The sequence below is a fragment of the Tautonia sp. JC769 genome (assembly GCF_040717455.1).
Classification (GTDB): domain Bacteria; phylum Planctomycetota; class Planctomycetia; order Isosphaerales; family Isosphaeraceae; genus Tautonia.
Genome location: NZ_JBFEFH010000003.1, coordinates 26,301 through 52,663, shown reverse-complemented (window position 1 = coordinate 52,663; position 26,363 = coordinate 26,301). Strand labels below are relative to the sequence as shown.

The 26,363-nt window shown below is 69.1% G+C and carries 22 protein-coding genes and 1 tRNA gene; 10 read left to right on the top strand and 13 right to left on the bottom strand.

Annotated features, from left to right (window positions below; all coding sequences use genetic code 11):
* The first annotated feature begins 56 nt into the window (after positions 1 to 56).
* Together AB1L88_RS04300 and AB1L88_RS04295 are read left to right on the top strand one after the other, a co-directional pair.
* The gene (locus tag AB1L88_RS04300) at positions 57 to 2,483 is read left to right on the top strand and encodes an ABC transporter substrate-binding protein (protein ID WP_367095396.1); all 2,427 of its coding nucleotides are present in this window, start codon (positions 57 to 59) and stop codon (positions 2,481 to 2,483) included.
* A 44-nt stretch (positions 2,484 to 2,527) separates the two neighbouring features.
* On the top strand, positions 2,528 to 4,123 hold the full coding sequence (locus AB1L88_RS04295) for a hypothetical protein (RefSeq protein WP_367095395.1): 1,596 nt from the start codon (positions 2,528 to 2,530) through the stop codon (positions 4,121 to 4,123).
* 42 nt (positions 4,124 to 4,165) lie between these two features.
* Here AB1L88_RS04295 and AB1L88_RS04290 read toward each other — a convergent pair whose 3' ends face one another.
* A complete protein-coding gene (locus AB1L88_RS04290) occupies positions 4,166 to 4,765 on the bottom strand; it encodes a MarR family transcriptional regulator (protein ID WP_367095394.1) in 600 nt (199 codons plus the stop codon).
* 511 nt (positions 4,766 to 5,276) lie between these two features.
* Here AB1L88_RS04290 and AB1L88_RS04285 point away from each other — a divergent pair.
* Positions 5,277 to 7,667, top strand: a complete 2,391-nt coding sequence (locus tag AB1L88_RS04285; protein WP_367095393.1) for a DUF1549 and DUF1553 domain-containing protein — start codon at positions 5,277 to 5,279, stop codon at positions 7,665 to 7,667.
* Between the two features lie 64 nt (positions 7,668 to 7,731).
* On the top strand, positions 7,732 to 9,087 hold the full coding sequence (locus tag AB1L88_RS04280) for a DUF1501 domain-containing protein (protein WP_367095392.1): 1,356 nt from the start codon (positions 7,732 to 7,734) through the stop codon (positions 9,085 to 9,087).
* A gap of 41 nt (positions 9,088 to 9,128) precedes the next feature.
* Here AB1L88_RS04280 and AB1L88_RS04275 read toward each other — a convergent pair whose 3' ends face one another.
* Positions 9,129 to 9,542, bottom strand: coding sequence for a DUF4112 domain-containing protein (locus AB1L88_RS04275; protein ID WP_367095391.1), 414 nt, complete (start codon positions 9,540 to 9,542; stop codon positions 9,129 to 9,131).
* A gap of 74 nt (positions 9,543 to 9,616) precedes the next feature.
* A complete protein-coding gene (locus AB1L88_RS04270) occupies positions 9,617 to 9,898 on the bottom strand; it encodes a GlsB/YeaQ/YmgE family stress response membrane protein (RefSeq protein ID WP_367095390.1) in 282 nt (93 codons plus the stop codon).
* Between the two features lie 219 nt (positions 9,899 to 10,117).
* On the opposite strand from AB1L88_RS04270, the gene AB1L88_RS04265 reads away from it, so the two are divergent.
* Positions 10,118 to 12,112: a YjhG/YagF family D-xylonate dehydratase gene (locus AB1L88_RS04265; protein WP_367095389.1), complete on the top strand. Its 1,995-nt coding sequence runs from the start codon at positions 10,118 to 10,120 to the stop codon at positions 12,110 to 12,112.
* A 56-nt stretch (positions 12,113 to 12,168) separates the two neighbouring features.
* Here the strand turns inward: AB1L88_RS04265 and AB1L88_RS04260 are convergent, their stop codons facing one another.
* The 4 genes from AB1L88_RS04260 to ilvD all read right to left on the bottom strand — a co-directional run bounded on the left by AB1L88_RS04260 (position 12,169) and on the right by ilvD (position 15,488).
* Entirely contained in the window at positions 12,169 to 12,540 is a 372-nt protein-coding gene (locus AB1L88_RS04260) for a twin-arginine translocase TatA/TatE family subunit (RefSeq protein ID WP_367095388.1), read from the bottom strand.
* A 111-nt stretch (positions 12,541 to 12,651) separates the two neighbouring features.
* Positions 12,652 to 12,885: a twin-arginine translocase TatA/TatE family subunit gene (locus tag AB1L88_RS04255; RefSeq protein ID WP_367095387.1), complete on the bottom strand. Its 234-nt coding sequence runs from the start codon at positions 12,883 to 12,885 to the stop codon at positions 12,652 to 12,654.
* Positions 12,886 to 13,009: 124 nt separating this feature from the next.
* Positions 13,010 to 13,360 carry a hypothetical protein gene (locus AB1L88_RS04250; RefSeq protein ID WP_367095386.1) on the bottom strand — a complete coding sequence of 117 codons (351 nt, stop codon included), beginning with the start codon at positions 13,358 to 13,360 and terminating at the stop codon, positions 13,010 to 13,012.
* A 424-nt stretch (positions 13,361 to 13,784) separates the two neighbouring features.
* Positions 13,785 to 15,488, bottom strand: a complete 1,704-nt coding sequence (gene ilvD / locus AB1L88_RS04245; RefSeq protein WP_367095385.1) for a dihydroxy-acid dehydratase — start codon at positions 15,486 to 15,488, stop codon at positions 13,785 to 13,787.
* Between the two features lie 169 nt (positions 15,489 to 15,657).
* Here ilvD and AB1L88_RS04240 point away from each other — a divergent pair, with 169 nt between their 5' ends.
* On the top strand, positions 15,658 to 16,794 hold the full coding sequence (locus AB1L88_RS04240; protein ID WP_367095384.1) for a D-TA family PLP-dependent enzyme: 1,137 nt from the start codon (positions 15,658 to 15,660) through the stop codon (positions 16,792 to 16,794).
* A gap of 34 nt (positions 16,795 to 16,828) precedes the next feature.
* Here AB1L88_RS04240 and AB1L88_RS04235 read toward each other — a convergent pair whose 3' ends face one another.
* From AB1L88_RS04235 to AB1L88_RS04220, 4 genes are all read right to left on the bottom strand, one after another.
* Entirely contained in the window at positions 16,829 to 17,359 is a 531-nt protein-coding gene (locus AB1L88_RS04235) for a hypothetical protein (RefSeq protein ID WP_367095383.1), read from the bottom strand.
* 3 nt (positions 17,360 to 17,362) lie between these two features.
* Complete coding sequence (locus AB1L88_RS04230; RefSeq protein WP_367095382.1) at positions 17,363 to 18,214, bottom strand: sugar phosphate isomerase/epimerase family protein; 852 nt, start codon at positions 18,212 to 18,214, stop codon at positions 17,363 to 17,365.
* A 135-nt stretch (positions 18,215 to 18,349) separates the two neighbouring features.
* The gene (locus AB1L88_RS04225) at positions 18,350 to 19,924 is read right to left on the bottom strand and encodes a glycine--tRNA ligase (protein ID WP_367095381.1); all 1,575 of its coding nucleotides are present in this window, start codon (positions 19,922 to 19,924) and stop codon (positions 18,350 to 18,352) included.
* Positions 19,925 to 20,079: 155 nt separating this feature from the next.
* The gene (locus AB1L88_RS04220; RefSeq protein ID WP_367095380.1) at positions 20,080 to 20,853 is read right to left on the bottom strand and encodes a 2-phosphosulfolactate phosphatase; all 774 of its coding nucleotides are present in this window, start codon (positions 20,851 to 20,853) and stop codon (positions 20,080 to 20,082) included.
* A 146-nt stretch (positions 20,854 to 20,999) separates the two neighbouring features.
* Here AB1L88_RS04220 and AB1L88_RS04215 point away from each other — a divergent pair, with 146 nt between their 5' ends.
* A complete protein-coding gene (locus AB1L88_RS04215; protein WP_367095379.1) occupies positions 21,000 to 21,773 on the top strand; it encodes a hypothetical protein in 774 nt (257 codons plus the stop codon).
* Between the two features lie 66 nt (positions 21,774 to 21,839).
* Here AB1L88_RS04215 and AB1L88_RS04210 read toward each other — a convergent pair whose 3' ends face one another.
* Positions 21,840 to 22,760 carry a hypothetical protein gene (locus AB1L88_RS04210; protein WP_367095378.1) on the bottom strand — a complete coding sequence of 307 codons (921 nt, stop codon included), beginning with the start codon at positions 22,758 to 22,760 and terminating at the stop codon, positions 21,840 to 21,842.
* Between the two features lie 361 nt (positions 22,761 to 23,121).
* Here AB1L88_RS04210 and AB1L88_RS04205 point away from each other — a divergent pair.
* The 3 genes from AB1L88_RS04205 to AB1L88_RS04195 all read left to right on the top strand — a co-directional run bounded on the left by AB1L88_RS04205 (position 23,122) and on the right by AB1L88_RS04195 (position 24,931).
* Positions 23,122 to 23,219, top strand: a tRNA-Sec gene (locus AB1L88_RS04205).
* Positions 23,220 to 23,319: 100 nt separating this feature from the next.
* Complete coding sequence (locus AB1L88_RS04200; protein WP_367095377.1) at positions 23,320 to 23,844, top strand: MgtC/SapB family protein; 525 nt, start codon at positions 23,320 to 23,322, stop codon at positions 23,842 to 23,844.
* A gap of 88 nt (positions 23,845 to 23,932) precedes the next feature.
* Positions 23,933 to 24,931, top strand: coding sequence for an aldo/keto reductase (locus tag AB1L88_RS04195; protein WP_367095376.1), 999 nt, complete (start codon positions 23,933 to 23,935; stop codon positions 24,929 to 24,931).
* A gap of 118 nt (positions 24,932 to 25,049) precedes the next feature.
* On the opposite strand, the gene AB1L88_RS04190 is transcribed toward AB1L88_RS04195, so the two are convergent.
* Entirely contained in the window at positions 25,050 to 26,339 is a 1,290-nt protein-coding gene (locus AB1L88_RS04190) for a lactonase family protein (protein WP_367095622.1), read from the bottom strand.
* Between the last annotated feature and the right edge of the window lie 24 nt (positions 26,340 to 26,363).

Genomic DNA, 26,363 nt, shown 5'->3' with positions numbered 1-26,363 from the left:
GGGCGTCCTGTCCCCCCTCCGTCTCGTTCCGAGTCACCTCAATGGATCGGACCCTCATGCGAAGCCCTCGACGCTCGGCCCGGACCATGTCCTTGCTGGTCACGTTCGGGAGTGTCGTCCTGGCGGGACTCGGTGCCGAGCTGAGGGGCACCCAACTGCCCGACGTCTCGATTCCCGCAAATCGCGACCTCCTGCGCGATCCCCCCTTCGACCGGCTCACGCTGATCGACGGCACCGTGCTGTTCGTCGACCCCGTCAGCCCGCGTCCGCTGCCGGACAAGGAGGCGATCCGAGCGGCCGAAGCGAAGGAATCCCCCCGATTCGAGCGCGTGGGCGGACTGCTCGTCAGCAAGGCCCCCGAGCTGAACCGCGACCCGAGCGACAATGCCATCGTCATCCGGACCCAGGAAGACGAGCCGAGGGACTACTACGTCAAGATCACCTCCATCCGGTCGGCCGACTACTTCGACGACATCCTCCTGGCCGAGGCCCTCCGCCGCGCCCAGTCCAACGACTTCGACCGGGCCTTCGAGCTGGTCCTGGCCGTCCGATCGCGCGATCCCAACTGGAAAGGGCTCCGGGAGACCGCCGATCGCATCATCTTCCTCGAAGGCCAGCATGCCCTCGACCGCGGCCAGGTCGACGACGGACTCCGGCTGCTCGGGCAGCTGTACGAGCGGGCCCCAGACACCCCGAACCTCAAGCCCCTGCTCGCCAAGGGGTACGCCGGACGCATCGAATCGGCCATCGAACAGGGGTCGTATGCCCTGGCCCGTCGCGTGCTCGAGGAGCTCAGGGGCCTAACCCCGGACGCCCCCGAGGTCGACCGCATGCGGCAACGCCTCATCTCGCTCGCCCAGCGTCGGGCAGACGAGGCCGAACGCCTCAGCGGCCCCGACCGGGTCGAGCGGCTTGCCGACGCCCTCCGCGTCTGGCCCAACGACGACGCGATCGCCGAGCGGTATCGGGAAGCCTTCCTGGAGGCGCCCGTCCTCGACGTCGCCGTGCTCGACGTTCCCCGACGCCCCGGGCCGTTCCTCGAATGCCCGGCCGACGCCCGGGTCATGAACTTGCTCTACCGTCCCCTGCTCGCGGAGTCGTCGGAGCAGGCCACGCGCGGCGAACTCCCCGGCCAAATCGCCGCCGAGTTGACGGTCGGAGACATCGGCCGTCGACTCGAATTGCGGATCAAGGAGGGGATCTCCTGGAACGACGGCTCTCGGTCGGTGAATGCCATCGACGTGGCCCGGACCCTGACCGATCGCGCCTTGCCCAGCACGATCGGCTACGATGCCCGGTGGTCGAATCTGCTGACGCGCGTCAGGCCCATCGACGAGACGACGCTCGAAGTCACGCTCAGGCGCACCCCGCTCGATCCCGCGGCGTGGCTCCTCCTGCCGGTCGGGCCCGCCCATGCAGGCCGAGACGGCCTCGTCTGGACCCCTTCCGGCCCCAGGCCGATCGGGAGCGGCCCGTTCACGCTCGGCCCCCTCTCGCAGTCATCCGCCCGGATCGACCGCGCCGATCAGGTCGATGAGGGGACCCCGACGCTTGCCCGGATCAACGAACGCCGCTATGAGACCCCCGCCGACGCCGTGGCCGCCCTGCGACGCGGCGAGGTCTCGCTGCTCGAAGCGGTCCCCCTCGACCAGCTTCGCCTACTTGAGGATGATCCCGACATCCAGGTCGGCCGGTACCGGGCACCCCGGATGCACTGGATCGCGATCGATGGCCGCAACCCGGTGCTCCGCAACCGATCGCTCCGCCGCGGCCTGAGCTTCGCGATCAACCGCAAGGAACTGCTCCAGGAAGGCATCCTCCGCGCCCCGCTCAACGACTCGACGATCCCCAGCGACGGCCCATTCCCCGCCGGCTCGGCGGCCGACGACCCCGAGGTCCCCCCGCTGACCCACGACCCGCTGCTGGCCAAGATGCTCGTGAGGGCCGCCAAGCAGGAGATGGGGATCGACGTCATCGAATTGACGTTTTCCTATCCATCCATCCCGTCCGCCCGGGCGGTCGCCTCCAAACTGGTCGAGGCCTGCGCCGACGCTGGCGTGGTGCTCAAGCCGGTCGAGCGGCCTCAATCCGACCTGGAACGGGACCTGCGCCAGGGGCTCCGATTCGACCTCGCCTATCGCGTCGCCCCGATCACCGACCCGGTCCTCGAGATCGGGCCGATCCTCTGTCCCGGCTATTCCGCCCCTCCCCAGGCCGATGGCCTCGGGGCGTTGGCCAGCGCCCGGATCTTGCAGCTCTTGCTCCAGCTGGAACAGGTGCAGGATCTCCCGTCGGCCCGCGAGCAGCTCCTGGCCATCGACCGCGAGACGCGCGACGAACTTCCGATCCTCCCCCTCTGGCAATTGCAAGGGCACTTCGCCTGGCGGGCCCGCTTGAACGGCCCCCCGGCCGAGGCTGGCGAGTTGTACGAGGGGATTGAGTCGTGGACGATCGACCCTTGGTTCTCCCGAGAGACCCCATGATGCGGCTTTTCCCCCTCGCGCGAAGGGGCACGATCGTCCCTCTTTTGCTCGGACTGGGCGGCTGGTTCGCGGTCGGCGACGCTTCGGGCCAGGACGCGTCGGCGTCGGCCGAGCCGGCCGCCTCGGCCGAGATCGAGCGTCGGCCGTACTCCATCCGCGTCTGGTTCTCCGTCGACCCCGCCGCCCGGCTCGGCCAGGGCTCGACCCGGGCCCTCGTCGATCGGTGGCTGACCCTCGCTCAACGCTTCGTCGGGTCCCCCTGGCAGATCGAGATCCAACCCGACGAAGGCCCCTTGCGCGGCCGGTCGCCCCAGCAGCTCGAGCCGGAGCTGGTCGGCCCGCTGGTCGACGGGGTCGAGAAAGGGTGGTTCCTCCGGGTCGAGCCGGCGCCGACGGGGGGGGGATTGACCCTCGTCGGTCGAGAATACGACGCCACGGTCCGGCAGCTCGGGCCGCTCTATCGCCAGCCGGCCCCCTTCCCGAAGGATGCGGCTCGCTCCCTGTTCGAGCTGACGCGTCGCGTCTTCGCGCCCGTCGCCGAGGTCGTCCGATCCGATCCGGGGGCCGAGCTGCGGGTGCAGGGGGCAGCCCTGCCGACCCCGGATCGGCTCGGACGCGTGGCCGAACCGGGCCTGGTCTTCCGCCCTTACTGGATCTTCCTCGGGCCGAACGAGACGATCCGGGAAATCCGGTCCATCCCCTTCACCTATCTCCATGTCGACGAGGTCGAGGGCTCCCTCGCCCGGTGCCAGATCGTCAGCGGCCTGAGGCAACCCCTGCCCAAACAGGTCGCCGGCCGCTACCGACTCGTCGCGCTCGGGCTCAATCCCGCGGATGTCCCGACCCGATTCCGGTTCGTGTCCGGGGAAGGAGACCAGCAGCTCCCCGCCGCCGGGTATGTCCTGACCGCTCGCGGCCTGCGCGATCGGGTCGCGTCCGAGGTCGGCACGACGGACCGCGAAGGGCGCATCACCCTGCCGCCGAAGTTCTCCGACAAGCTCGTCATGCTCCGCCTGCTCGCCGCCGGGGTCGAACCGCTCCGCGAGTTCCCGGTCCTGCCGGGCGAAACCCCCGAGGAACGAGAGATCCCGGTCGAACCCCGTCCCGAAGCCGTCGCCCTCGAATTCCGCCTGAAAGCCCTCCAGGATGAAATCGTCGACCTGATCGCCCGGCGCGGGGTGCTGGAGGCCCGGCTCGACGCCCGGGCCACCGGCGAGGCCTGGGATGAGGTTAAGCGCCTGCTCGACGAGTACGAGCAGCTTCCCCCCCGTCGCGACTTCGAAGAACGCCTCGCCCGGCTCTCCGAGACCGCGCAGTTGACGCAGGCGGAGCGCGGGGTCCCCATCCTCACCCGGACCGCCCAGGCCGAGCTGGCCGAGACGCGTGCCTTGATCGAACGCTATCTCGACGACGAGGCGTACCAGGCGTTCCTGGACGCCTATCAGCGATCGCAGGCTCCCGACGGATCCGCCGTCGCCCCCGCCGCGAGCCCCCTGGTCCGCTCGACCGAGACGACCCCGCCGCCCGCCCCGGCCTCCCGGGCGGCCGGCTCGTCGTCGACAGGGCAGAATGCCGCGCCGGACTCCCCACCCGCTCGGCCCGGGACCCCTTCCGGCGCCGGAGGCTCTGTCCCCTTCTGATCCCCGCCTCGTGCCCCGTGTCCCGCCCTCACCTGCAAGGAATCACTCGGAATCGGAGGTGGCCGAAGACCCGACCGGGATCGACGCCCGACCCGATCCGGCGTCCGGGCCGTTCCGGCTGGGTCCGAACAGCCGGGAGAGAGTCGCTCCCCCCTTGAACAGGGCCTGGAGGGCAGGGGTCGGCAAGCGGTCGATGTGGCTGTAGAACAGGGTCACCATCCGCGTGAATTCAAGCATCTTCTCAAGCTGTTCCCGGGTATAGGCCTCGTCCGGCCCGGCAGCCTTGGCCTCGTCGACACAATGTTCCAGCAGCGCGATCGTCGGATCCATCTCCCGACGCTTCCGCTCCGCCATGATGACCCGGAACGTCTCGAACACGTCCTTCAGGGCCTCGAACCGGTCGCAGCGGCACCCGATCACATGCACCCGCCGCACGACTCCCCAGGTGATCAGCTCCCTGAGGCTCGTCGAGACGTTCGACCGGCTCACGCCGAGCAAGGTGCTGATCGCCGCCGCATCCAACGCCTCGGGCGAGATGAACAGGAGGGCATGCACCTGCGCCATCGTGCGGTTGATCCCCCACGCCTGGCCCATCTCTCCCCAGTGCAACACGAATTTCAAGGCCGCCGGTGTCAGTTCCACGAGAGCTTCATCCATTTCGGTCTGGACTGAAATGTCTGTGAGATCATACCCTGTCGGTATCGCTCGTCAACCGTCCGCGCGTGCGGACTCGCGAATCGAGTGCTATTCACCACGCCGAAGCGTCCGGGCCGCACTTCCTCCGACGCTTGTCAGATTTTTCTTTTCCCGAATCGCCGAGAAGATTAGGATTGAACGAACGAATCTCTCGGCGTTCGAGTCGTTCAGAACTTCGGATCGAGCGTCCTGCCGTCTCGCCAGTCGGTCGGTCATGATCGGCAGGTCAGGAGAGGAGACCAGTCGAATGCCTTCTCGCATGGTGCGCCTGTCCTGGCTGCTGCTCCTCCCCGGGGTGCTCCTCGCCTCCGGATGCGGTGGGGGTTCAGGCCGGCCCGCCGAGGGGCCCGGTGCCGATTCGCTCGCGGATCGCCCAGCACCCCCGGCGCCAAACGAACCCAATTCAGATCTCGCCCCCGCCTCGGAGCCGGCCGAGGCTCCTCGTCGACCGACCCTGGTGCTCGAGCCCTCCTCGGTGATCCTGCCGGCCGATGCGACCGGGGTGCAGGTCCTGGTGACCCGGATGAACCCCGACGGCACGCGACGCGACGTGACCCGGGAAGCCGTCGCCTGGCGCACCTCCTCCGACGATCGGGTCCGACTGGAGCCGTCCGGCTACCTCGTCCCGAACGAAGGAGGGCAGGGGGGCACCGAGACCGTGACGGCCATCTTCGAGGACGGCGATTCGGTCTCCGCCGAGGTCGTCGTCGAGCGATCCGCCGAGCGCCCCTGGGATTTCGCGACGGACATCGTCCCGATCTTCACCCGATTCGGCTGCAACGGCGGCAGTTGTCACGGCAAGGCCGATGGCCAGAACGGCTTCCATCTTTCCCTGTTCGGATACGACCCGGCCGCCGACTATCGATCCCTCACGCGAGCCGCCGGCGGGCGTCGCCTGTCCCTGACCGACCCGGATTCGAGCCTCATGCTCCTGAAGGGGCTGGGCCGAATCCCCCACGGCGGAGGGCCGGCGCTCCCCTCGAATTCCGAGGCCCATCGGACCGTCCGCGAGTGGATCGGCGCCGGCGCCCCCGAGCATCGGGGCGCCGACCACGGCCAGCTCGTCGCCGTCGAGGTCGTCCCGGGCGACCTCCGGCTGGCCGAACCCGGCACGCACCAGGTCCGGGTCGTCGCCCGGTTCGCCGACGGCCAGCAACGCGATGTGACTCGCCTCTCCCGCTTCGAGGTCCGCGACGATGCGACCGCGACGGTCGACGATCGCGGCCTGGTCACCTTGCTTCGCCGCGCGGAGACGGATCTGATCGTCCGCTACCGGACCTCGGTCATCTCGACCCGGATCGGCACCCGGATGAATCCGGGGCTCGAGTTCGACTTCACGGCGATCCCTCGCCGCAACCTGATCGACGAACACCTCTTCGCCAGGCTCGAGGCGCTCAATGTCCCCCCCAGCCCTCCGGCCGACGACGCCGCCTTCCTCCGCCGCGTCTCGCTCGACCTGACCGGGCAGCAGCCGCGCCCCGACCAGGTCCGCGCCTTCCTCGACGACCCGGACCCCGACCGCCGCGTCAAGCTCGTCGATCGCCTGATGGCCGACCCCCTTTTCGTCGATTTCTGGCACCTGAAGCTCGGCGACCTGCTCCAGATCAGCCAGGCCCGCTTCGGCGACGGCGTCTATCGCTACAACGACTGGGTCAAGGAACAGGTCGCATCCAACACCCCCTGGGACGAATTCGTCCACACCCTGCTCACGGCCCTCGGGAATCCGAATGCCCTCGACGGCGGGCCGGTCAACTACGCCCTCGAAGGGCAGGACGCCCGCGAGCAGGCCGAATTGACCGCCCAGCGGTTCCTCGGGCTCCGTTTCCGCTGCGCCCAGTGTCACGATCATCCGTTCGATCGCTGGACCCAGGACGACTACTACGGCCTCGCCGCCTTCTTCGCCAAGGTCGGCCGCGCAATCCCCGGTGGGGATGGGATGATGGCGCCCGGTGACGTCCGGGTGAACCCGGAGGGGACGATCGCCCACCTCCGCACCGGAGAGCCCGCGGTCCCGACCCTCCCGGGCGGCGAGGTCGCCTCGGTCGACGCCGAGATCGACCCCCGCACCGTCCTCGCCGACTGGATCGTCGCGCCCGAGAATCCTTATTTCGCCCGGACCGCGGCCAACTGGGCCTGGGCGCAATTCTTCGGCCGGGGCCTGGCCGACCCGAGCGACGACCTGAGCGACTCCAATCCCCCCGTCCATCCCGAGCTGCTCGACGCCCTGGCCGACGACTTCGTCTCCCACGGCTTCGACCTGCGTCACCTGATCCGGACCATCGCCACCTCGGAGGCGTACGGGTTGTCGTCCCGCCCCATCCCGGGCAACGAGGGAGACACCCGGCTCTTCTCTCACCAGGCCCCGCGTCCGCTGACCGCGCACCAGATGGCCGACGCCCTGGCCCAGGCCACCGACACCGAACTCCTCTTCAACCTCGGCCGGGGCAGCCAGGGGACCTTGCGGTCGAGCAAGGCCGTCCAGGTGAGCGACCCGGCCATCCCCAGCGTCCTCCTGGATACCTTCGGCCGCTGCCCCCGGGTGGCCGGCTGCTCGACCGTGGCGACCCCGACCCTGAGCCTCCGGCAGGCACTCCTCCTCGTCGGTGGGAACGCAATCGACGACCGCATCGGCCGATTCGACGGCTACCTCTCCGGCCTCCTCGAACTCGAACCGAGCCACGCCGAGATCGTCGAGAATCTGTACCTGCGTACCCTCTGCCGCAAGCCCTCGGCCGAGGAATCCGAGCACTGGTCCGCCCTGCTGGACGAGGCCGACTCGGTCCGGGACGCCTCCGAGGACCTGTTCTGGGCCTTGCTCAACTCCCGAGAGTTCGCGTTCAATCACTGATCGGCCGGCCCGCCCTCCGACCGTCGCGGACGGCGAATGACCCCATCGAACAAGGGACCTTGCCATGCGATCAACCCCTCCGTCCCGCTCCTGCCCCGGACCCTCCCGCCGAGCAGTGCTCCGGGCCGGGGTGCTCGGCGCATTCGGCCTGGCCCTCGATGACGTCCTCCGCCTCCGCTCCCTCTCCGCCCGCCAGAACGCTTACGGGACGCGGCCGACCCTCGACGGCACGCCCCGGGCGAAGTCCTGCATCCTGATCTGGCTCTCCGGCGGCCCGAGCCACATCGACACGTTCGACCCCAAGCCCGACGCCCCGGGCGAATTCCGCGGCGAGTTCGATCCCATCGAGACCTCCGTCCCGGGGGTCCGGATCAGCGAGATCTTCCCCGAGCTCGCCCGGGTCCTCGACCGCGTGACCCTCATCCGCAGCATGACCTCTCCCGAGGCCGAGCACGACCGCGCCTCGCACCACCTCCTGACCGGCTATCGACCCAGCCCGGCCCTCGTCTATCCGAGCATGGGCAGCGTCGTGTCCAAGGTCCGGGGGTTCGACGCCAGCACCCTCCCGCCCCACACGGCCATCCCGTCGGCACCGCTCTTTGCCTCGAGCGGCTACCTCACCCCTGCATACGACCCCTTCGCCGTCGGGGGCGACCCCAACCAGGACGGCTTCCGCGTCCGCGACCTCACGCCGCCCGACCGCCTCACGCTCGATCGCCTCCGTCGCCGACGATCGATGGTCGCCACGCTCGACCGGTTCGCCGCCGACGCCGTCATCGATACGCCCTTGACCACCAGCCGAGACTCCTTCGCCGACCAGGCGTTCGACCTGCTCACCTCCGGCGCCGCCCAGGAGGCCTTCCGGATCGGGGACGAGCCTCAGCCGGTTCGCGAGCGCTACGGCCGCACCCAGCTCGGCCAGTCACTCCTGCTCGCCCGGCGCCTGGTCGAGGCCGGGGTCTCCTTCGTCACCGTCAACGACCAGGGGGCGGGGCCGGTCGGCTGGGATACGCACCTCGACAATTTCCCGATGCTTCGCGACACCCTCGCCCCGCCGATCGACCGGGGCGTGTCGGCCCTCATCGCCGACCTCCACGAGCGCGGGTTGCTCGACGAGACGCTCGTCCTCATGATGGGCGAGTTCGGCCGCACCCCGCGGATCAACGACGCCGGCGGTCGCGACCACCACGGCCGGGCCAACAGCCTGCTCCTCGCGGGCGGCGGGATTCCCGCCGGCCTCGTCCTCGGCGCGACCGACGCCCACGGAGACCAGCCGGTCGATCGCCCGGTCTCACCGAGCGACCTGGCCGCGACCGTCTTCACCGCCCTCGGGATCAACCCCGAGCACCGCTTCGAAACCCCAGACGGCCAGCCGATCCGACTGGTGGACTCTGGCCACGCCATCCAGGAACTGTCCTGAACCCCGGGGCCGGGCGACGATTTCTTCGCCGCGCGATCGGCTCAACGGAAAGGGGTGCCGGTCGCGCCCCTTTGCTTCGCGTTGGCCTCGCGGAGCAGCCTCACGTTACGCATGTTCGCCTTGAAGGCCACGTCGAACAGGTCGCCGAGGACGGGAACGGCCCCCACGGTCGTATCGAGCACCGAGTTCATGACCATCCGGACGATCACCGACTTCGGCAGCTTGTAATAGTAGATCGCCATCAGGATCAGGGCCGCCTGGACGGCGCCGCCGGTCACGTCGCCGACCCCCGGGATCAACCCGACGAGCTGATCGGCCCCGAACCGGATCTTGGTCCCCGGGATCCGGAAATTCGCATCCATGAACCAGGCGAGCCGGTCGAGCAGGAGGTCGTCGGCGTTCGCCTCGGAGGGAATCCGTTCCGCCCGGACTCGGGTCGGTTTCGTGGTCGCCATCATTGCCTCGTGGTGGAAGTGACTTCGCGAGCAGACCGACCCCCGGCCGTCCCCGATCCGCGGCGAGGCTGCGATCAACCCCGGAGTTTCCGCTTCCGAGAGTCATTCGCGAACAGCCCGACCGCCAGCAAGACGATCGAAAAAATCAGGGCCGAGAAGAAGCCTCCCGGGCTGAAGCCGTCGCCTCCCCCCTGCAGGAGATACCAGAATCCGCCGCCCAGCAACGACCCGGCCACCCCCAGGAGGATGGTCGCCGGCAGCCCCATCTCGTCCTTGCCCGGGTGCAGCAGGCGGGCCAGCAACCCCACCACGAGACCGAACACAATCCAGCCGATGACCGATCCAATCATATCCATGACTCACCTCGTTTGGATTTCCTCGCGGGTCGGAGCCTCCGGGGCCGCGTTGCCCTCGGACCGTATGCCCTGCGAGCGTGACATTCCGCTACTTGAGCATCTTGCGTGCCAAGCCCGTGCGATCCCCGGGCCGACGGGTTACGATGGGGCGATCGTCATCAAGGACTGCATGCCGACCGGTCGCTGACTGGCCGCCCCTCGCCCGAGGTTCCGAAGACCATGGACCGGACCCGCTCCTTCACCTTCCCAGAGATCGTTGACGCCCCCGGCGATTGCCTCGACGTCCAGACCCGCGCCGACGGGCCGGCGGGATCGCTCCCCTTGACGGACGAGATGCTCCGCTCCTGGCCCTCGGGCGACCTGTTCGGCCTCTCGCAGAATACGGGCATGGGCTGGGACCCGGCCACGGCCGCCGACGACCCGTTCCTGATCCTCAGCACCCAGGGCGGCCTCCGCGACGACCAGGGGCGGCCGGTCGCGCTGGGCTACCACACCGGGCACTGGGAAATCGGGCTGCTCGTCCGCGCCGCGGCCGACGAGCTGCGTTCCCTCGGCGCCTTGCCGTTCGCCGGGGCCGTCACCGACCCCTGCGACGGTCGATCGCAGGGGACGACCGGGATGATGGACAGCCTCCCCTACCGCAACGACGCCGCCATCGTCATGCGACGTCTCATCCGCTCCCTCCCGCGCCGTCGGGGGGTCATCGGCGTCGCGACCTGCGACAAGGGGGCTCCGGCCATGCTCATGGCCCTGGCCGGCTCGAAGCAGATCCCCTGCGTCTTCGTCCCCGGCGGCGTGACCCTGCCCCCGGCCCGAGGCGAGGACGCCGGCAAGATCCAGACCATCGGCGTCCGCTACGTCCACGGGGAACTCAGCCTGGCCGAGGCCGCCGACCTCGGGTGCCGGGCTTGCGCCACTCCCGGCGGCGGCTGCCAGTTCCTGGGGACGGCCGCCACCACCCAGGTTGTGGCCGAGGCCCTGGGCATGACCGTCCCCCACGCCGCCCTCGCCCCCTCCGGTCAGCCGATCTGGGAGGACATGGCCCGCCGGTCCGCCCGAGCCGCCGCCGCGATGGCCAACCGGGGGGTGCCTCTGTCCGACATCCTGACCGATGCCGCCGTCCGCAACGCGATGGTCGTGCATGCCGCGTTCGGCGGCTCGACGAACCTCCTGCTGCACATCCCCGCCATCGCATTCTCGGCCGGACTCCGACGCCCGACCGTCGACGACTGGCAAGACGTGAATCGTCGCGTCCCCCGGCTCGTGAACGTCCTGCCCAACGGCCCCGACGACCACCCGACCGTCCGCGCCTTCCTGGCGGGAGGGGTGCCCGAGGTCATGCTCCACCTCCGCGACCTGGGATTGATCGATGATACCGTCCTCACCGTCTCCGGCGAGTCGTTGGGCCGGGTGCTCGACTGGTGGCGCGGCTCCGAACGTCGGGCCCGCCTCCGCGAGACCCTGCATCGGCTCGACGGGGTCGATCCCGACGACGTGATCATGAGCCCCGACCGGGCCCGGGAACGCGGCCTGACCAGCACCGTCACCTTCCCGATCGGCAACCTCGCGCCGCTCGGCTCGGTGGTCAAGAGCACGGCGATCGATCCCTCCGTGGTCGATGCCGACGGGGTCTACCGCAAGGTCGGACCGGCTCGCGTCTTCACCCGGGAACGCGACGCCGTCGCCGCGATCAAGGGGCAGGGGGGGCAGGCTCCCATCGCCGCCGGCGAGATCATCGTGCTCATGGGCCGAGGGCCGATGGGGGCCGGCATGGAGGAGACCTATCAGATCACCTCCGCCCTGAAACACCTCCCCTTCGGCAAGCATGTGGCCGTGATCACCGACGCCCGCTTCTCGGGCGTCTCGACCGGTGCGTGCCTCGGTCACGTGGGGCCGGAAGCCCTGGCGGGCGGCCCCATCGGCCGGGTCCGGGACGGCGACCTGATCCGGATCGAGGTCGATCGCAATCGCCTGACCGGCCGGGTCGACCTGGTCGGCGTCGGGTCGGACGAGTTCGGGCCCGAACGCGGTGCAGAAATCCTGGTGGAGCGATCGCCCCACCCCGACCTCTCCCCCGATCCCGATCTGCCCGACGACACCCACCTCTGGGCCGCGCTCCAGTCCCTCGGCGGGGGAACCTGGGGGGGCTGCGTGTATGACCCGGAGGCCATCCTCGCCGCCATCGGGAGCCGGAAGGTCGGCGGCGGCTCGTGACGCTCCCCGGGGTGCGTCGACGGGGCCGATCATCCGCACGGCCCCCGGCCGAGCGATCAGTCGTGGTAGGGTTGCGGGTCGTAGGCCGAGGCCGTCTGGCCCCGAGGGGCGGGGGAGGGGGCGGCCGTCGGCGGCTCGAACTTGGGCACGGTCGGATCGGGTGCCAGGTCGTTCGTCACCGCCGGGGTGCTGCTCGCGGTCGAGCTCCCGCTGTACGATCGCGACGGGGTCGGCGCGGTCGAGGTCGCCTGCCGGCCGATCGACCGCAGCTCGTTCTCGACGCCGCTGAAGCCTCGGCGGAACTCGGCGATCCCCTTGCCCAGCGACTTGCCGACCTCCGGCAGTCGCTTGCCGAATAGCAAGACGCCGAGGATCGCGATCACGAGCATTTCCTGCGGGCCAACCCCGGGAAGCAAGGCATAGAGCATCGGAAGCACTCCACACTACGAGAAGTCAATGCGGGCTCGCCCTGTCGGGGGCGCGAGGGACGACCCGCGGCGCGGGTCGGCGAGATCGTCCCAGGCGCCTTCTTCCGTCACTCAGACGTCCTTGGCCGCGGGCTCGGGCTTCTTCGAGTCGGCGGCGGCCCCTTCCTCGATCTCCTCCTCGATGCTGTTCATCCCCTTCTTGAACTCGGTCACGCTCTTGCCGAGCGACCGCATGACGCCGGGCAGCCGGTTGCCGAAGATCAGGAGCGAGACCATGGCGATCGCCGCCATCTCCCAGGGGCCAAACATGTGCAGCACGGCGACGGTGAACAGGTCGTGAAACATCGGGGGAGCCTCCGGAATGGATCGGGTCGAGGGTCAGCGACGATCGGGGTACGTTGGGGTGGAAGTCGGGTTCGTTGGGAAACCGGTCAACTCAGCACGCGGGACGCGGGACCGAGCGGTGGGCTCACGGCGCCGGCAGGCTTGCCCCGGCGTCGGTGTCCGCCATGATCACGACCCGGGTCGCCATCCAGGCGGCGATCCCGAGCAGCAACAGCGCGAACAGGATGAGCCGAATCTTCCCGTCGAGCCATCGGCGCGATCGGGCATCGACCGCGGGCTCGGGGTCGGCCTCGGCGGGGGCCGGTCCCTCCCGGCGGCTCGGCGGTCCGCGCCTCGGCGCGGAGGTCGGCAGCAATGAGAGCGCCGTCACCCACGATCGGGGCAGCACCAGCCGGAGGATCGGATGGTGCAGGACCGAGGTCCGCCCGAAGAGGAGCAGGATGACGGCGATCGTCAGCAAGAGCTTCCAGAACACGGCGACACCTCGCCGGAATCGCCCGGGGAGATCGCAATGCCGGGGCGCGATCGCACGCGGCGATCACATCCGGTCGTTCCACGATCGCCGGGACCAGGGCCCGCCGAGGGGATCGCGACGCACGATCGCCGGTCACACGCGTGAGATGGTCGGTCGTCCAGAGCACGGGCGGGGATGACGAACCTCGATGCGGAGGGCCCGACAGATCGGCGCCGACCGAGGCCAGTGCGTCTCGACAGGGACGACGCGAGGCGGGTTCGAGCTATTCCTATCCTAACGGGGCCATTCGGCGTGTCAAACACAATCTTGCCGAACTTCGCGGGCCATCGCCGAACGCCCGGAGCCTTCGGGGACCGCCCGCGATGGCATGGCGATCCCCGAGGCTCCCCCGATTTCCGTTCTCGTCGCGACGGACGGATCGGGATCAGATCTTCGCATCCGGCTTCGGCACCGGGACCCGGGTCACGGCCCCCTCCGAGGCCGATGAGACCAACGCGGCGTACTTGGCCATCACGCCGGTGTCATACTTCGGCTTCGGGGCGGACCATTCGGAGAGCCTCGCCTTCAGCTCGTCGTCGGAGAGTGCGACGTCGAGCCGCCGGTTGGCGATGTCGAGCGTGATCACGTCGCCGTCCCGGACCGCGGCGATCGGCCCGCCTCGGGCCGCTTCGGGGGCGACGTGGCCGACCATGAAGCCCCGGGTCGCGCCGCTGAACCGGCCGTCGGTCATCAGGGCGACCGACTCGCCCAGACCGGCGCCGACGATCGCCGCCGTCACCCCGAGCATCTCCCGCATCCCCGGGCCGCCGGCCGGCCCCTCGTAGCGGATCACCAGCACGTCGTTCGGCTGGATCTGGTCGGAGAGCACGGCGGCCATCGCCTGCTCCTCCGAGTCGAACACCCGGGCCGGCCCCTGGTGGTATTTCCGCTCGGACCCGGCCACCTTGATGACGCACCCCTCGGGGGCCAGATTCCCCTTCAGGATCACGAGGCCGCCGGTCGGCTTCAGGGGGTGTTCGAGCGAGCTGACCACCTCCTGGCCCGGCGTCTCGACCGCCACGGCCGACTCCTCGGCGATCGTCCGTCCGCTCGGCGTCACCTGAGCGCCGTCGAGCTTCCCGGCCTCGATCAGCCGCTTCGCCACCAGCGGGACGCCGCCGGCGCGGTCCAGGTCGGCGGCGACGAACCGGCCGCCCGGCTTCAGGTCGGCCAGGGTCGGCGTCCGGCTGCTGACGGTGTCGAAGTCGTCGATCGTCAACGGAACGCCCACTTCCCGGGCGATCGCGAGCAGGTGGAGCACCGCGTTGGTCGAGCCGCCGGTCGCGGCCACCCCCGCGATGGCATTGTCGAAGGCCAACCGGGTGAGCAGATCCTTCGGCTTGAGCCCCGTCGTCAGTTGCTCGACGACGAGCTTGCCGGCCTTGAAGGCGACCTCCTTCTTCCTCGGGTCGGTGGCGGGGGGGCTGGCGGTCCCGATCGGCGAAATCCCCAGGAATTCGAACGCCAATGCCATCGTGTTGGCCGTGAACTGGCCGCCGCAGGCGCCGGCCCCGGGGCAGGCCACCCCTTCCAGCTCGTGCAAATCCTCGTCGGTGATCCGGCCCCGGGAGTGGGCGCCGATGGCCTCGAAGACGTCCTGGACCGTCACGTCCCTGTCGTGGTAACGCCCCGGCGCGATCGAGCCGCCGTAGAGGACCAGGCCGGGCACGTCGAGACGGATCAGGCCCATCGCGCTGCCCGGCATCGTCTTGTCGCAGGCGGCCAGGCAGATGACGGCGTCGAAGTAGTGGCCGCGGCCCATCAGCTCGATCGAGTCGGCGATCACCTCCCGGCTGACGAGGCTGGTCTTCATCCCCTCGGTGCCCATGGTGATGCCGTCGCTGATGGCGACGGTGTTGAACTCCATCGGCGTGGCCCCGGCCTCGCGGATGCCTCGCTTCACGTCCTCCGCGAGCGTGCGGAGGTGGTAGTTGCAGTTCATCGTCTCGGTCCAGGTGTTGGCGATCCCGATGATCGGCTTGTGCAGGTCGTCATCGGTGAAGCCGATCGCCTTCAAATACGACCGGGCGGCGGCCCGGCTCGGCCCGTCGAGGAGGATTCGGCTGCGGTGGCGGGTGTCGAATGCCATGAGGGGCGGTGCCTCGCGTTGCGTTGAGGTGGGTGGGGTTGCGGTGGGTTGTGCCCGATCGCGGAAAAGCCGATATTGTCTCGAAAGCGCGGCCCGATTACCAGCCGCCCGAGCCAGATCGACGCCGTTGCAGGCGGGCCATCATCAATCCCCCGAAGGCCACCCGACCATGCCCTTGCTCGCCCCCGAACAGGCCGCCGAGCGGTATCGCATCGACGACCTCTCCCAGATCCCGAGCCCCTCGCTCGTCATCTTCGTGGACATCGTTCGAGAGAACCTCCGGAAGATGGTCGCCATGGTCGGCGATCCCGATCGGCTCCGCCCGCACGTCAAGACACACAAGATGCCGGCCATTGTTCGCATGGCCCTCGACGAAGGCATCACCAAGCACAAGTGCGCCACCATCGCCGAGGCCGAGATGCTCGCCCAGTCCGGGGCGCCCGACGTCCTGCTCGCCTACCAGCCGGTCGGGCCGAATGTCGATCGCATGGCCCGCCTCCTCACCACCTACCCCGACACCACCTTCCGCACCGTCGTCGACGAACCCGGGCCCGCCCGTGCCCTCTCCGACGCCGTCTCCCGCGTCGGCCGATCGCTCCCCACGCTCATCGACCTGAACGTCGGCATGGACCGCACCGGGATCGTCCCCGGCCCCGAGGCCGACGCCCTCTACGCCGAGATCAGCCGCCTGCCCGGCCTCGAACCCGACGGCCTGCACGCCTACGACGGCCATTCCTCCGACCCCGACCCCGAACGGCGCCGATCGCTCGTCATGGCGATCGTCGAGCGGGTCGCCGCCATGCGCGACCGCCTCGAAGCCCGGGGGCTCCCCGTCCCCCGGATCGTCATGGGCGGCACGCCGCCGTTCCCGATCTACGCCGGCCTGGACCTGCCCCGCCTGGAATGCTCTCCCGGGACGATCGTCCTGCACGACGTCGGCTACGGCGCGAAGTTCGGCGACCTCCCCTTCACCCCCGCCGCCTTGCTCCTCGGCCGGGTGGCCAGCCGACCCAAACCGGGCCTGCTCTGCCTCGACATCGGTACCAAGTCCGTCGCCTCCGACCCGGTCGGAGACCGCGTCGCCGTGCTCGGGATCCCCGACGCCAAACTCGGCCGCCAGAACGAGGAGCACCTGATGGTCGAGACCCCCGCCGCGTCCGACTTCCCCCCCGGGACCCCCGTGCTGGCCATCCCCGTGCACATCTGCCCGACCTGCGCCCTGCACCGCGAAGCCTTCGTGATTCAAGGCGGCAAGGTCGTCGACCGCTGGCCGGTCGTCGCTCGCGATCGAGCCCTCACGATCTGAAGCATCGAGCCCGGCTCGACCGCCCGGACGCGAATCAGGAGAGGTCGCGCACGGCCTGGTTCAAGGTCCTCGCCAACTCCTCCGGCCGCTGGCTGCCGATCAGGAGCGTCGAGCCGTCGTGCAGGGTGATCCGCACCCCCTGGTCTCCCCGGGCCGTGAAGACGCGGTCGCCGTTGCGGCTCCGGAGGAATCCCCACCCGCCGCAATCGGCCAGGGGACGGTAAGTGGTCGGCTCGACGCCGCGGATCTCGGTCAGGGAAACCACGTGGCGGTAGGTCGGCACCAGGCCGAACCAGATGCGAAGCTCCGTCGGGTGCACCTCCGTGGTCATGCGGAGCAGGCCGACGACCAGCATCGGCGGCACGCTCAGGCCCACGGCGACGGCCAGAGGGAACGCGCGGTGGGTCTGCAGGGCGTCGATCAGGCTGTTCGGGTCACATGACCAGAGCACCGCGCCGAGCGCCAGCCCCGCCATGCCCAGCAAGACGGCATAGATCCAGCCGTGAAACCACTGTTCCTCCCGGTAAATCGCCACCGGGGATCGGTTGACCATGACGATCGACACGGTTCAGCCCTCCGCCTCCGTCGCCTCGGTTTCGGGAAGCGTCAACCAATCTCCCAGGGTCCGCTCCATCGCCTGCAGCGCAATGCCCACCACCCGATCGGCCGGCATCTCCCAGAACAAGGGGTTCAGCACCTCCAGCGACACCGGCCCCTGGTACCCGATCCGCCCGAAATGCTCCAGGATCGGCCCCAGCGGCAGGTCGCCGTCGCCCGGGAAGATCCGATCCGAGTCGCTCGCCAGCTCCCGGGGGACCCCGCTCAAGTCGCTCAGTTGCACCAGTGCCAGGTTCTCGGCCGTCAGGTATCCGAGATCCTCGAACTTGCTCGGGCCGGTGTAGTAGTGGAACGCGTCGAAGCAGACCCCGACATTCGGCGCCCCGCTTTGGGCGATCAGGGCGACCGTCGTGTCGAGGCTCGCGCAGAACCGCGCCGTCTTCTGGAATTCGAGGGCCAGCCGCACCCCCTTGGTCGCCGCCAGCTCGGCGGCCTCTGTGATCGAGGCGGCCGACCGGGCCAGGTCGTCCGGCCCGGGGACCGAGACGAAGTCGGGCACGACCACCAGCGTCGGCACGTTCAACTCGGCCAGGAGGTCGAGCCGGCGGCGGAAGTGATCCCAGTGCGTGCTCCGCTCCGCCCCTTGAGAGAGCATCAGGCCCCCTTGAAACGACGCCGCAACGGGGCGAAGCCCCTCGCCGTCGAGCATCGAGCGCGCCTCGGCCACCGAGTGATTGCGAAGGAACTCCTCCAGCTTCGTCAGCCAAAGCTCGATCGCCTGCCAGCCAACCCGACTGTACGCCGGGAGGTCCGCCTCGAACGGCGTTCCGAGCGTCGTGGCCTGATTGATGCACGGCTCCATGCGAAATCCTGTCTCGTCGCGGTGGGGAACGGGTTCGTCGTCGTGTTGCGCGGTGGGGCGTGGGTCGGGCGGTCAGGTCGAGGGGCAGGGGAGGGCCAGCCTTACGCTCGGTCTGGCCCTCCGTTTCCTCGTTGGTCAGGAGCCGATCGCGTTGATCTCGGTCGAGCCGTCGAGCAGGTCCTCCACCAAGCGGGAGAGCCCTTCCGAAGGGATCCGCTTCTGCACCAACGAATCGCGGTCTCGGATCGTCACGGTGCCGTCGGTCAGGGTCTGGCCGTCGACGGTGATGCAGTAAGGGGTCCCTGCCTCGTCCTGGCGGCGATACCGGCGGCCGATCGCCCCCTTCTCGTCATAGAAAACATTGTGCCGCCGTTTCAGATCCCGATAGATCGCGTTGGCCTTTTCCGGCATCCCGTCCTTCTTGACGAGCGGGAAGATCGCCGCCTTGATCGGCGCGAACCTCGGGTGGAACTTCAGGACGGTCCGCGACTCGCCCCCGACCTCGTCCTCGGTGTACGCCTCGCAGAGGAATGCCAAGGTCCCCCGGTCCGCCCCGGCCGACGGCTCGATCACGTGCGGCAGGAAGCGTTGCTTGGTCTCTTCGTCGAAGTAGGTCAGGTCCTTGCCGCTGAACTGCTGGTGCTGCTTCAGGTCGTAATCGCTCCGGTGGGCGATCCCCTCCAGCTCGCTGATGCCGAATGGGAACTCATACTCGATGTCGGCCGTCGCCTTCGAGTAGAAGGCCAGCTCGTCCGGGTCGTGATCCCGGAGCCGGAGCCGGTCGCTCCGCAAACCATGCTTCACGTACCAGTTGAAGCGTTCGTCCCGCCAGTAAGCATACCACTGCTCCGACTCCTCGGGGCGGCAGAAGAACTCAATCTCCATCTGCTCGAATTCCCGCGATCGGAAGGTGAAATTCCTCGGCGTGATCTCGTTCCGGAAGCTCTTGCCGATCTGGGCGATCCCGAACGGCAGCTTCACCCGACTCGTGTCCACCACGTTCTTGAAGTTGGCGAAGATCCCCTGCGCTGTCTCGGGCCGCAGGTAGGCGATGCTCGATGCATCCTCCAGCGCCCCGACGCTCGTCTTGAACATCAGATTGAACTGCCGGGGGGCTGTCAACGTGCCCGGCTCGTCGGCCGCGGGCCCTTGCACCCGGTCGCGCTGCTCGGGGGCCAGGTGGATGTAAAGGACCGTCGTCGCGGCGGGAGGCTCGCCCAGGTTGGCCGGCTTGGTCTTCAGGAGCTTCGCCGCCTTCGGCCGCACGGCCTCCCAGGCGTCGAGCGGCGAGGCGCCGACCCCCGAGACGCAGACCTCGACCCAGTCCGGGAACATCCGGCCGGTCGCCCCCTCGTACGCATGCTGCGCCGTGCTCGGGTCGGGCATCTCGCGGGCCAGGCCGAAGACATAGAGCTGGTCGGCCCGGTAACGCTCCTTCGACGCCCGGCAATCGACCATGGGGTCGACGAACCCGCCGACGTGCCCCGAGGCCTCCCAGACCCTCGGGTTCATGATGATCGAGCAATCGAGCCCGACCATGTCATCCCGCCCCGAGACGCAATCGCGCCACCAGGCGTCCTTGATGTTCCGCTTCAGCTCGACGCCCAGGGGGCCGTAATCCCAGAAGCCGTTGATGCCCCCGTAAATCTCGCTCGACGGGAAGATGAACCCGCGACGCTTACAAAGGGAAACGATCTTCTCCATGTCCATCGGGTCGCGTCTCCTGGGGCAGACCTTGGCATGGGCCGCCCCGCTCTTCAATAAAAAAGGGAGGTCATTCGGAGATGAGGTGGCGGGATCGGCTCCTCGATCGAGCCGACGGGGACTCCCGCCGCGTCCGGCCGCCTGTGAATCGAGTCACGATTCTAACCGATACCGGCCGCTCCGGTCGCCCCCGCCCTCACAATTCGGAGCGGATCGCGCCGCAATTCCGGTACGATGTCGATCGTGTCCACCGCGCCGGCCTCGACAATGTCCCGACCGAGCCCGAGTTCCGTCACCCGTTGCCCGCCTCGGCCGGTGCGGAGCACCTCATCGAGATCCTCGCTCCCGGAGGTCACGCTCGACCAGGCGAGGGCCGCAATCCTGGCCGAGTCGTTCGCCAACGTCCTTCCCCGGACCCGTTCCAGGTCGCCGACGATCGCACCCGCCAGCAGCGTATCCTCAAAACTGATCAATCCATCCGTCCCCGAGCAGACGACGTGGATCGGTCGATCCTCCCGGCTCAGCTCCTCCCGCATCGCTCTGAGGTTGGCGAACGCCCCGATCAGGACCCGATCGGCCTCCAGGCTGGCCAGGATCGCCCTCGTCCCGTTCGTCGTGGTCATCACGACCGTCTTCCCCCGGCACACCTCCGGGGTGAAATCGCCCGGCGAATTCCCGAAGTCGAACCCCTCGATCGCCACCCCCTGGCGCTCCCCGGCCAGCACGGCCGACCCGCCCGGCAACGCCCGGGCCGATTGCCTCGCCTCCTCGATTTCCAGGCAAGGGATGATCGCCTCGCATCCCGACGCGAGCGCCCGGACCATCACCGAGGTTGCTCGCAAGACATCGACCACGACCGCCACCCCACCCGCCAGGGCCGAGTCGGGGATCAGGGCGGGGAGCAGGTGCACCTGGACCGTCGCGTTCGTGTTCATCCGCTTGCGTTCCCTTAGGTTGGAGCCCCCGGTTTCTCCCGGAGCGGCCGGCCGGAGCCCCCGGATTCCCCTTCCCGAAGACTCCCGATCGTCGTAAGGTTTCGGGCGTTCATCAGACTCCACCCTCCCGACGCGCAGGTGCACGGATGCCCGAGCCCAAGGGACGATCGCTGCCGCTCTCCGGCCCTCGCCGGTTCATCCTGGACATGATGCACTATGCGTCAAAGGTCCCCTCGGTGCCGGTCGGTCGGACGATGAACCTCGGGCCGCTGGCCGAGGCCCGGCGATCCCACCCGCTCCGGCCGTCCTGGGCTGTGCTTTTCCTCAAGGGGTTCGGCATCGTCTGCGAGGCTCACCCCCCCTTGCGTCACGCCTTGCTCAGCGTCCCCAACCTGAGGCTCTACGAGCACCCGTTCTCGATCGCCTCGCTGGCCATGGAACGCGAGCACGACGGCGAACCGGTCATCGTCGTCGGCCTGTTTCGGGCACCCGAGCGTCAGTCGATCGCCGAGCTCCAGAAATCGCTCGACGAGTATCGGACCTGGCCGATCGAGAAGGTCGGCTTCTTCCGCCAGATGCTCCGGATCAGCGGCTACCCGGCCCCCATCCGCCGCTTCCTCTGGTGGAGCACGCTCCACGTCTCGGGGCCGAAGCGGGCCAAGCGGCTCGGGACGTTCGGCCTGTCGAGTTACGGCAGCCTCGGGGCCGAGTCGTATCACCCCATCAGCCCCCTGACCACGACCCTCACCTACGGCCCGATCGACCCCGATGGCCGGGTCACCGTCAAGCTGATCTACGACCACCGGATCCTCGACGGTGCCCAGATCGCCCGCCGGCTCGGCGACCTCGAAGCGGCCCTGCTCGGCCCCGTCCGCGACGAGTTGCTCGCCGATCAGGCCCCCCGACGCGAGGCGGCCTGATCGCCCATTCCAGGCGGAAGGGCGATCAGGCAGACAGCGCGATTCGGGTACGACCGGACGTCGGGATCAGAATTCCTGACCAGGCATCCGCACCTGGAGCTGACTCATCAGCCGCTTCAGTTGATCTTCCTTCGAGTTGATGAACAGCACGTGGTCCAGGGTCACGACTCGATCGTTCGTCGAGAAGTTCAGGACCAGGCGGCCTGCCCCCAGCCCGAGCAGGAATTCGAGGATGTCCGGGATCTCCTTCGAGAACTTCAACTGGATCGTCGGGAACCGCTCCAGGTCGCTCAGCGGGCCGTGGTGGTGCAGCACCTCGTTCGGGCGGATCTCCCAGTAATCGAGATACCGGGTGGCCCAGATGATCGCGTACATGATCCCTTGAATGAACGCGATCGCGAAGAAGAAGCCCGCGTTGGCCGTGAAGTAGAGGTGCCGCGACAGGGCCGTCAAGGGGGACAGGAAGTCCACCCCCTGCGACGCCAGGTAGAGCAGCAGGAAGGTGATCGTCAGGCCGAAGAGGATCACCGCGATCAGCGTGAACCTCGGGAAGTCGAGCGACATGACCATCATGTTCACGGCGAAGACGATCAGGAAGACCGCGCCGAAGATGTTCTGCCAGCTTGAGAAGCGGCGAGCACCCGGCGGCACGTCCTCCGCCGTCGCCAGCACCTCGGCGTCGGCCGGCGCCAGGCCCTCGACCTCGACCTCGGCGTCCGGCTCCGGGGTCACGGCCACCTCGGTGACCTCGCCGTCGGGCTCGATCGCCGCCGCCTCCTCGACGGCGTCGTCGGCGGGCTCGACCGGGGCGACCGGCCCGGCCGGCTCCTCGGCCCCGACCCCTGCGGTCGCCTCGGGCAGGACCGCCGGCTCCGGCTTCAGGTCGCCGACGATGAGCATGCCCGTCCCACAGATCAAGGCGAAGACCATCGTGGGCCAGAGGAAGATGACCTTCGGATACGAGAAGATCTTGACGGATTCGATCATCTGAGGAGGCTGCCTCTGATCTTTAGCGGTTGGGTCCGAGGCCATCGCGTGCAACTCCTGATCGGAACACAAAACGGGTCATTTGTGGCGTCATGGTCATGTCGTCGGCGAGCCTTCGGCGTGATTCGCCGGGAGCATCGTAACGGCGGCCAGGCTCCCGGTGAAGACCCCGCCGGCCTCCCGCCTCGACGGCCGTAATCGTCATTCGCCGACGCCGGCCCGCCATTCACCGGCCACTCCCCTCGGACCCGAATCGGGCCGAGGTTCACGGCCGGCGGTCGTGCCCGCGCCGCCCGATCGGGCCGGGCACCCCTCGCGGTGCTCGCGGCGATCCGATACGATCGAGTCGTTCAACCCCTCGGGGAGCGGACGCACGGCTGGTGCCGGCCCTGGTCTTCAAAACCAGTTGGGCGGCCTGGAGACAGGTCGTCGGTGGGTTCGATTCCCATACGCTCCCGCTTGCTTCGACGACCCCGATCGATCCGCCCGGACCGCCGATCCGGCGGGTCGCGCCATCCCCGCCCACCCGACGGCGATCCCCCCCTTCCCAGGATCGGGCATGATCGACGCGTTCCGGCACCTGCTCCTCGACGCCATCGGCCGCGACCTCGCCGAGTTCGGCGACCTGGCGGGCCTCCTCCGGGCGCTCATCCGACTCTCGCTCGCCGCCCTCCTCGGGGGCATCATCGGCCTGGAACGCTCGATCCATGCGCGGCCGGCCGGCCTGCGCACGTTCATGCTCGTGGCGGTCGGCTCGGCCGCCTTCGTGCTCGTCTCCGAACAACTCGGCATCCGGGAAGGGGACCTGAGCCGGGTGATCCAGGGGCTCCTGACCGGCGTCGGGTTCCTCGGCGCCGGGGTGATCTTCCGATCGGGCGAGGCGACCCGGACGCGGGGAATCACCACCGCCGCCGGCATCTGGCTCACGGCGTCGCTCGGCATGGCCGTCGGGCTCGGTCGCCCGGCGACCGCCGTCTTGATCGCCCTGCTCACCTTCGTCATCCTCTCGCGGGCGGGCCGCAGCCTCGAACTGTTCGTCACGCGCCGGGCCCGCCGTCGGCCTCCCGAATCCTCCGGCCCTTGATCAATCCTGAGCACGTGTGTTCGAATGCGTTGCTCGAACCGGCCCGAATTCAGCAACCGTCTCGCGATCAACCTGGGGGACTGTCTTGATGCAACACCGCGATCTTGGATCCAGCGGCCTGCGTGCCTCGGCCATCGGCCTCGGGTGCTGGGGGATGTCCGGCTCGTACGGCCCCGCGGATGAGGCCGAGTCCGAGGCGACCCTGCTCGCGGCCCTCGACCGGGGGATCACCCTGATCGACACCGCCGACTCCTACGGCGAGAACGGGCACAACGAGTCCCTCGTCGGCCGGGTCCTCTCCAGCCGCCGCTCCGAGTTCGTCCTGGCCACCAAGACTGGCTGGGTCAAACGCCCCGGCCCCGACGGCACCGAAGTCGTCGGCGTCGACGGCCGCCCCGAACGGATCCGGGCCGCCTGCGAGGCCAGCCTCACCCGACTCAAGACCGACGTCATCGACCTCTACTACCTCCACCGGATCGACCCCGACGTCCCGGTCGAGGAGTCCGTCGGCGGCATGGCCGAGCTCGTCGCCCAGGGGAAGATCCGGGCCATCGGCCTCTCCGAGATCGCCGAGTCGACTCTCCGGCGCGCCCACGCCGTGCATCCCATCGCCGCCCTGCAGTCGGAGTACTCCCTCTGGACCCGCGAGCCGGAGGCCGACGTCATGCCCGCCTGCCGAGAGCTGGGGATCGCCTTCGTCCCCTTCAGCCCCCTCGGGCGCGGCTTCCTGACCGGCGCCCTCACCACCCGCGAGGCCATCACCGCCAGCGACTGGCGCGCCGCCAACCCCCGCTTCACCGACGAGAATCTCGCCCGCAACCTCGCCCTGCTCCAGCCTCTCAAGGAGATCGCCCTGGCTCACGGCGTCGAGCCGGCCCAAGTCGCCCTGGCCTGGGTCCTCGCCCAGGGAGACCAGGTCATCCCCATCCCCGGCATGAAGTGCCGGACCCACCTCGACGCCAACATCCGGGCCGTCTCGGTCACCCTCAACGCCGAAGAACTCGTACGCCTCAACGCGTCCTTCCCGCCCGGCATCGCCTCCGGCGACCGGTACACCCCCGAGGTCGCCTACTGGGCCGGCCGATGACGGATGCGGCCGAGACCCTCGGAGGCCGCCCCGGCCCCCGGGCTCCGGGCCGTGGTCCACGATTGGCTCGCCTTGACACGCTCCGAGCCGACGATCGGAGCGTGTCGCCCGGCCTCCCTTACTTTCCGGGCCGCGCGGCGGCCAGGTCGAGGAACACCACGCACGACGGATTGCCGACCGGCGTGTACTGGCCGGTGAAGGTCAATCCGCCCCCGTCCCGATCCACCTCGAACACGGTCACGTGGTCCGCCCGCTGGTTGCAGCAGTAGAGGAAGCTGCCGGTCGGGTCGAAGGCGAAGCTCCTCGGGTAATTCCCCCGCGTCCATTCGTCGCCGACCATCGACAACGTGCCGTCCGGCCCGATCGCGAAGATCCCGATGCTGTCGTGCAGCCGATTCCCGGCATAGACGAACTTCCCGTCCGTCGACACCAGGATCTCGGAGCAGAAGTTACTGCCCGCAAACCCCGGCGGCAGGGTCGAGATCGTTTGCCTCGGGCTCAACGCCCCCGTCTCGCCGTCGAAGTCGAACAGGACGATCGTCGACCCTTCCTCCTGGATCGAGTAGAACCACCGGCCGTTCGGATGGAAATGAAAGTGACGGGGGCCGTCTCCCGGGGGAAGCGAGACGCCCCCCGGATCAGTCGGGCTGAGCGTGCCGTCCTGATCGTCGAAGTCCCAGATGAAGATCCGATCCAGCCCAAGATCCACGTGCAGGACGAACCTTCCCGAAGGATGCGCCTCGATCATATGCGCATGGGTCCGATCGTGGCCGCTGATGGCGAAGCTGCCCGGCGGGGCGTGCGTAGCCCGTGTCGGGCCGATCTCCCCCTCGTCCACCTTGATGTCGGTCGCCGGCCCAAGTCGACCGTCTTCCAGGATCGGCAGCACCGCGACCGAGCCGCCGAAGTAGTTCGCCACCAGCAGGAACCGCCCCGACGGATGGATGCTCACGTAGGTCGGCCCGGCCCCGCCCGACGCCTCGGTGTTGAGCATCGCCAGCTGCCCGTCGGCCGGGTCGATCGCGAAGGCGCTCACGGTGCCCTGATTGGCCTCGTCGATCCGGTCCGTCTCGTTCGCGGAGTAGAGCCGGGTCCCGTCGGCATTGATGGCCAGGTGGCTCGGGCTGGTCCCCATCTCGAACAGGCCGGCGGGGGTCAACGCCCCGGTCTGCCGATCGACGCGGAACAGGTGGATCCCCCGGCCGTTGCCCGGCGGCAAATCCACCTGCGTCGGCAAGACATCCCGCAGCGGTGAGCTGAACGTGCCGACGTAGGCCAGCAGTTCCCCCCCCTCGTCGTCCCCCACGCTCGCCCCCCCCGATCGCGCCAGCAGGGCCGTGCTCGTCGCCGCCGCCGCCGCGCAGGAGAGCCGAAGGAACGCCCGACGCGATCGCTCAAGTGCCATCATCATCTCTTCGTGCTTTCTCAGGTC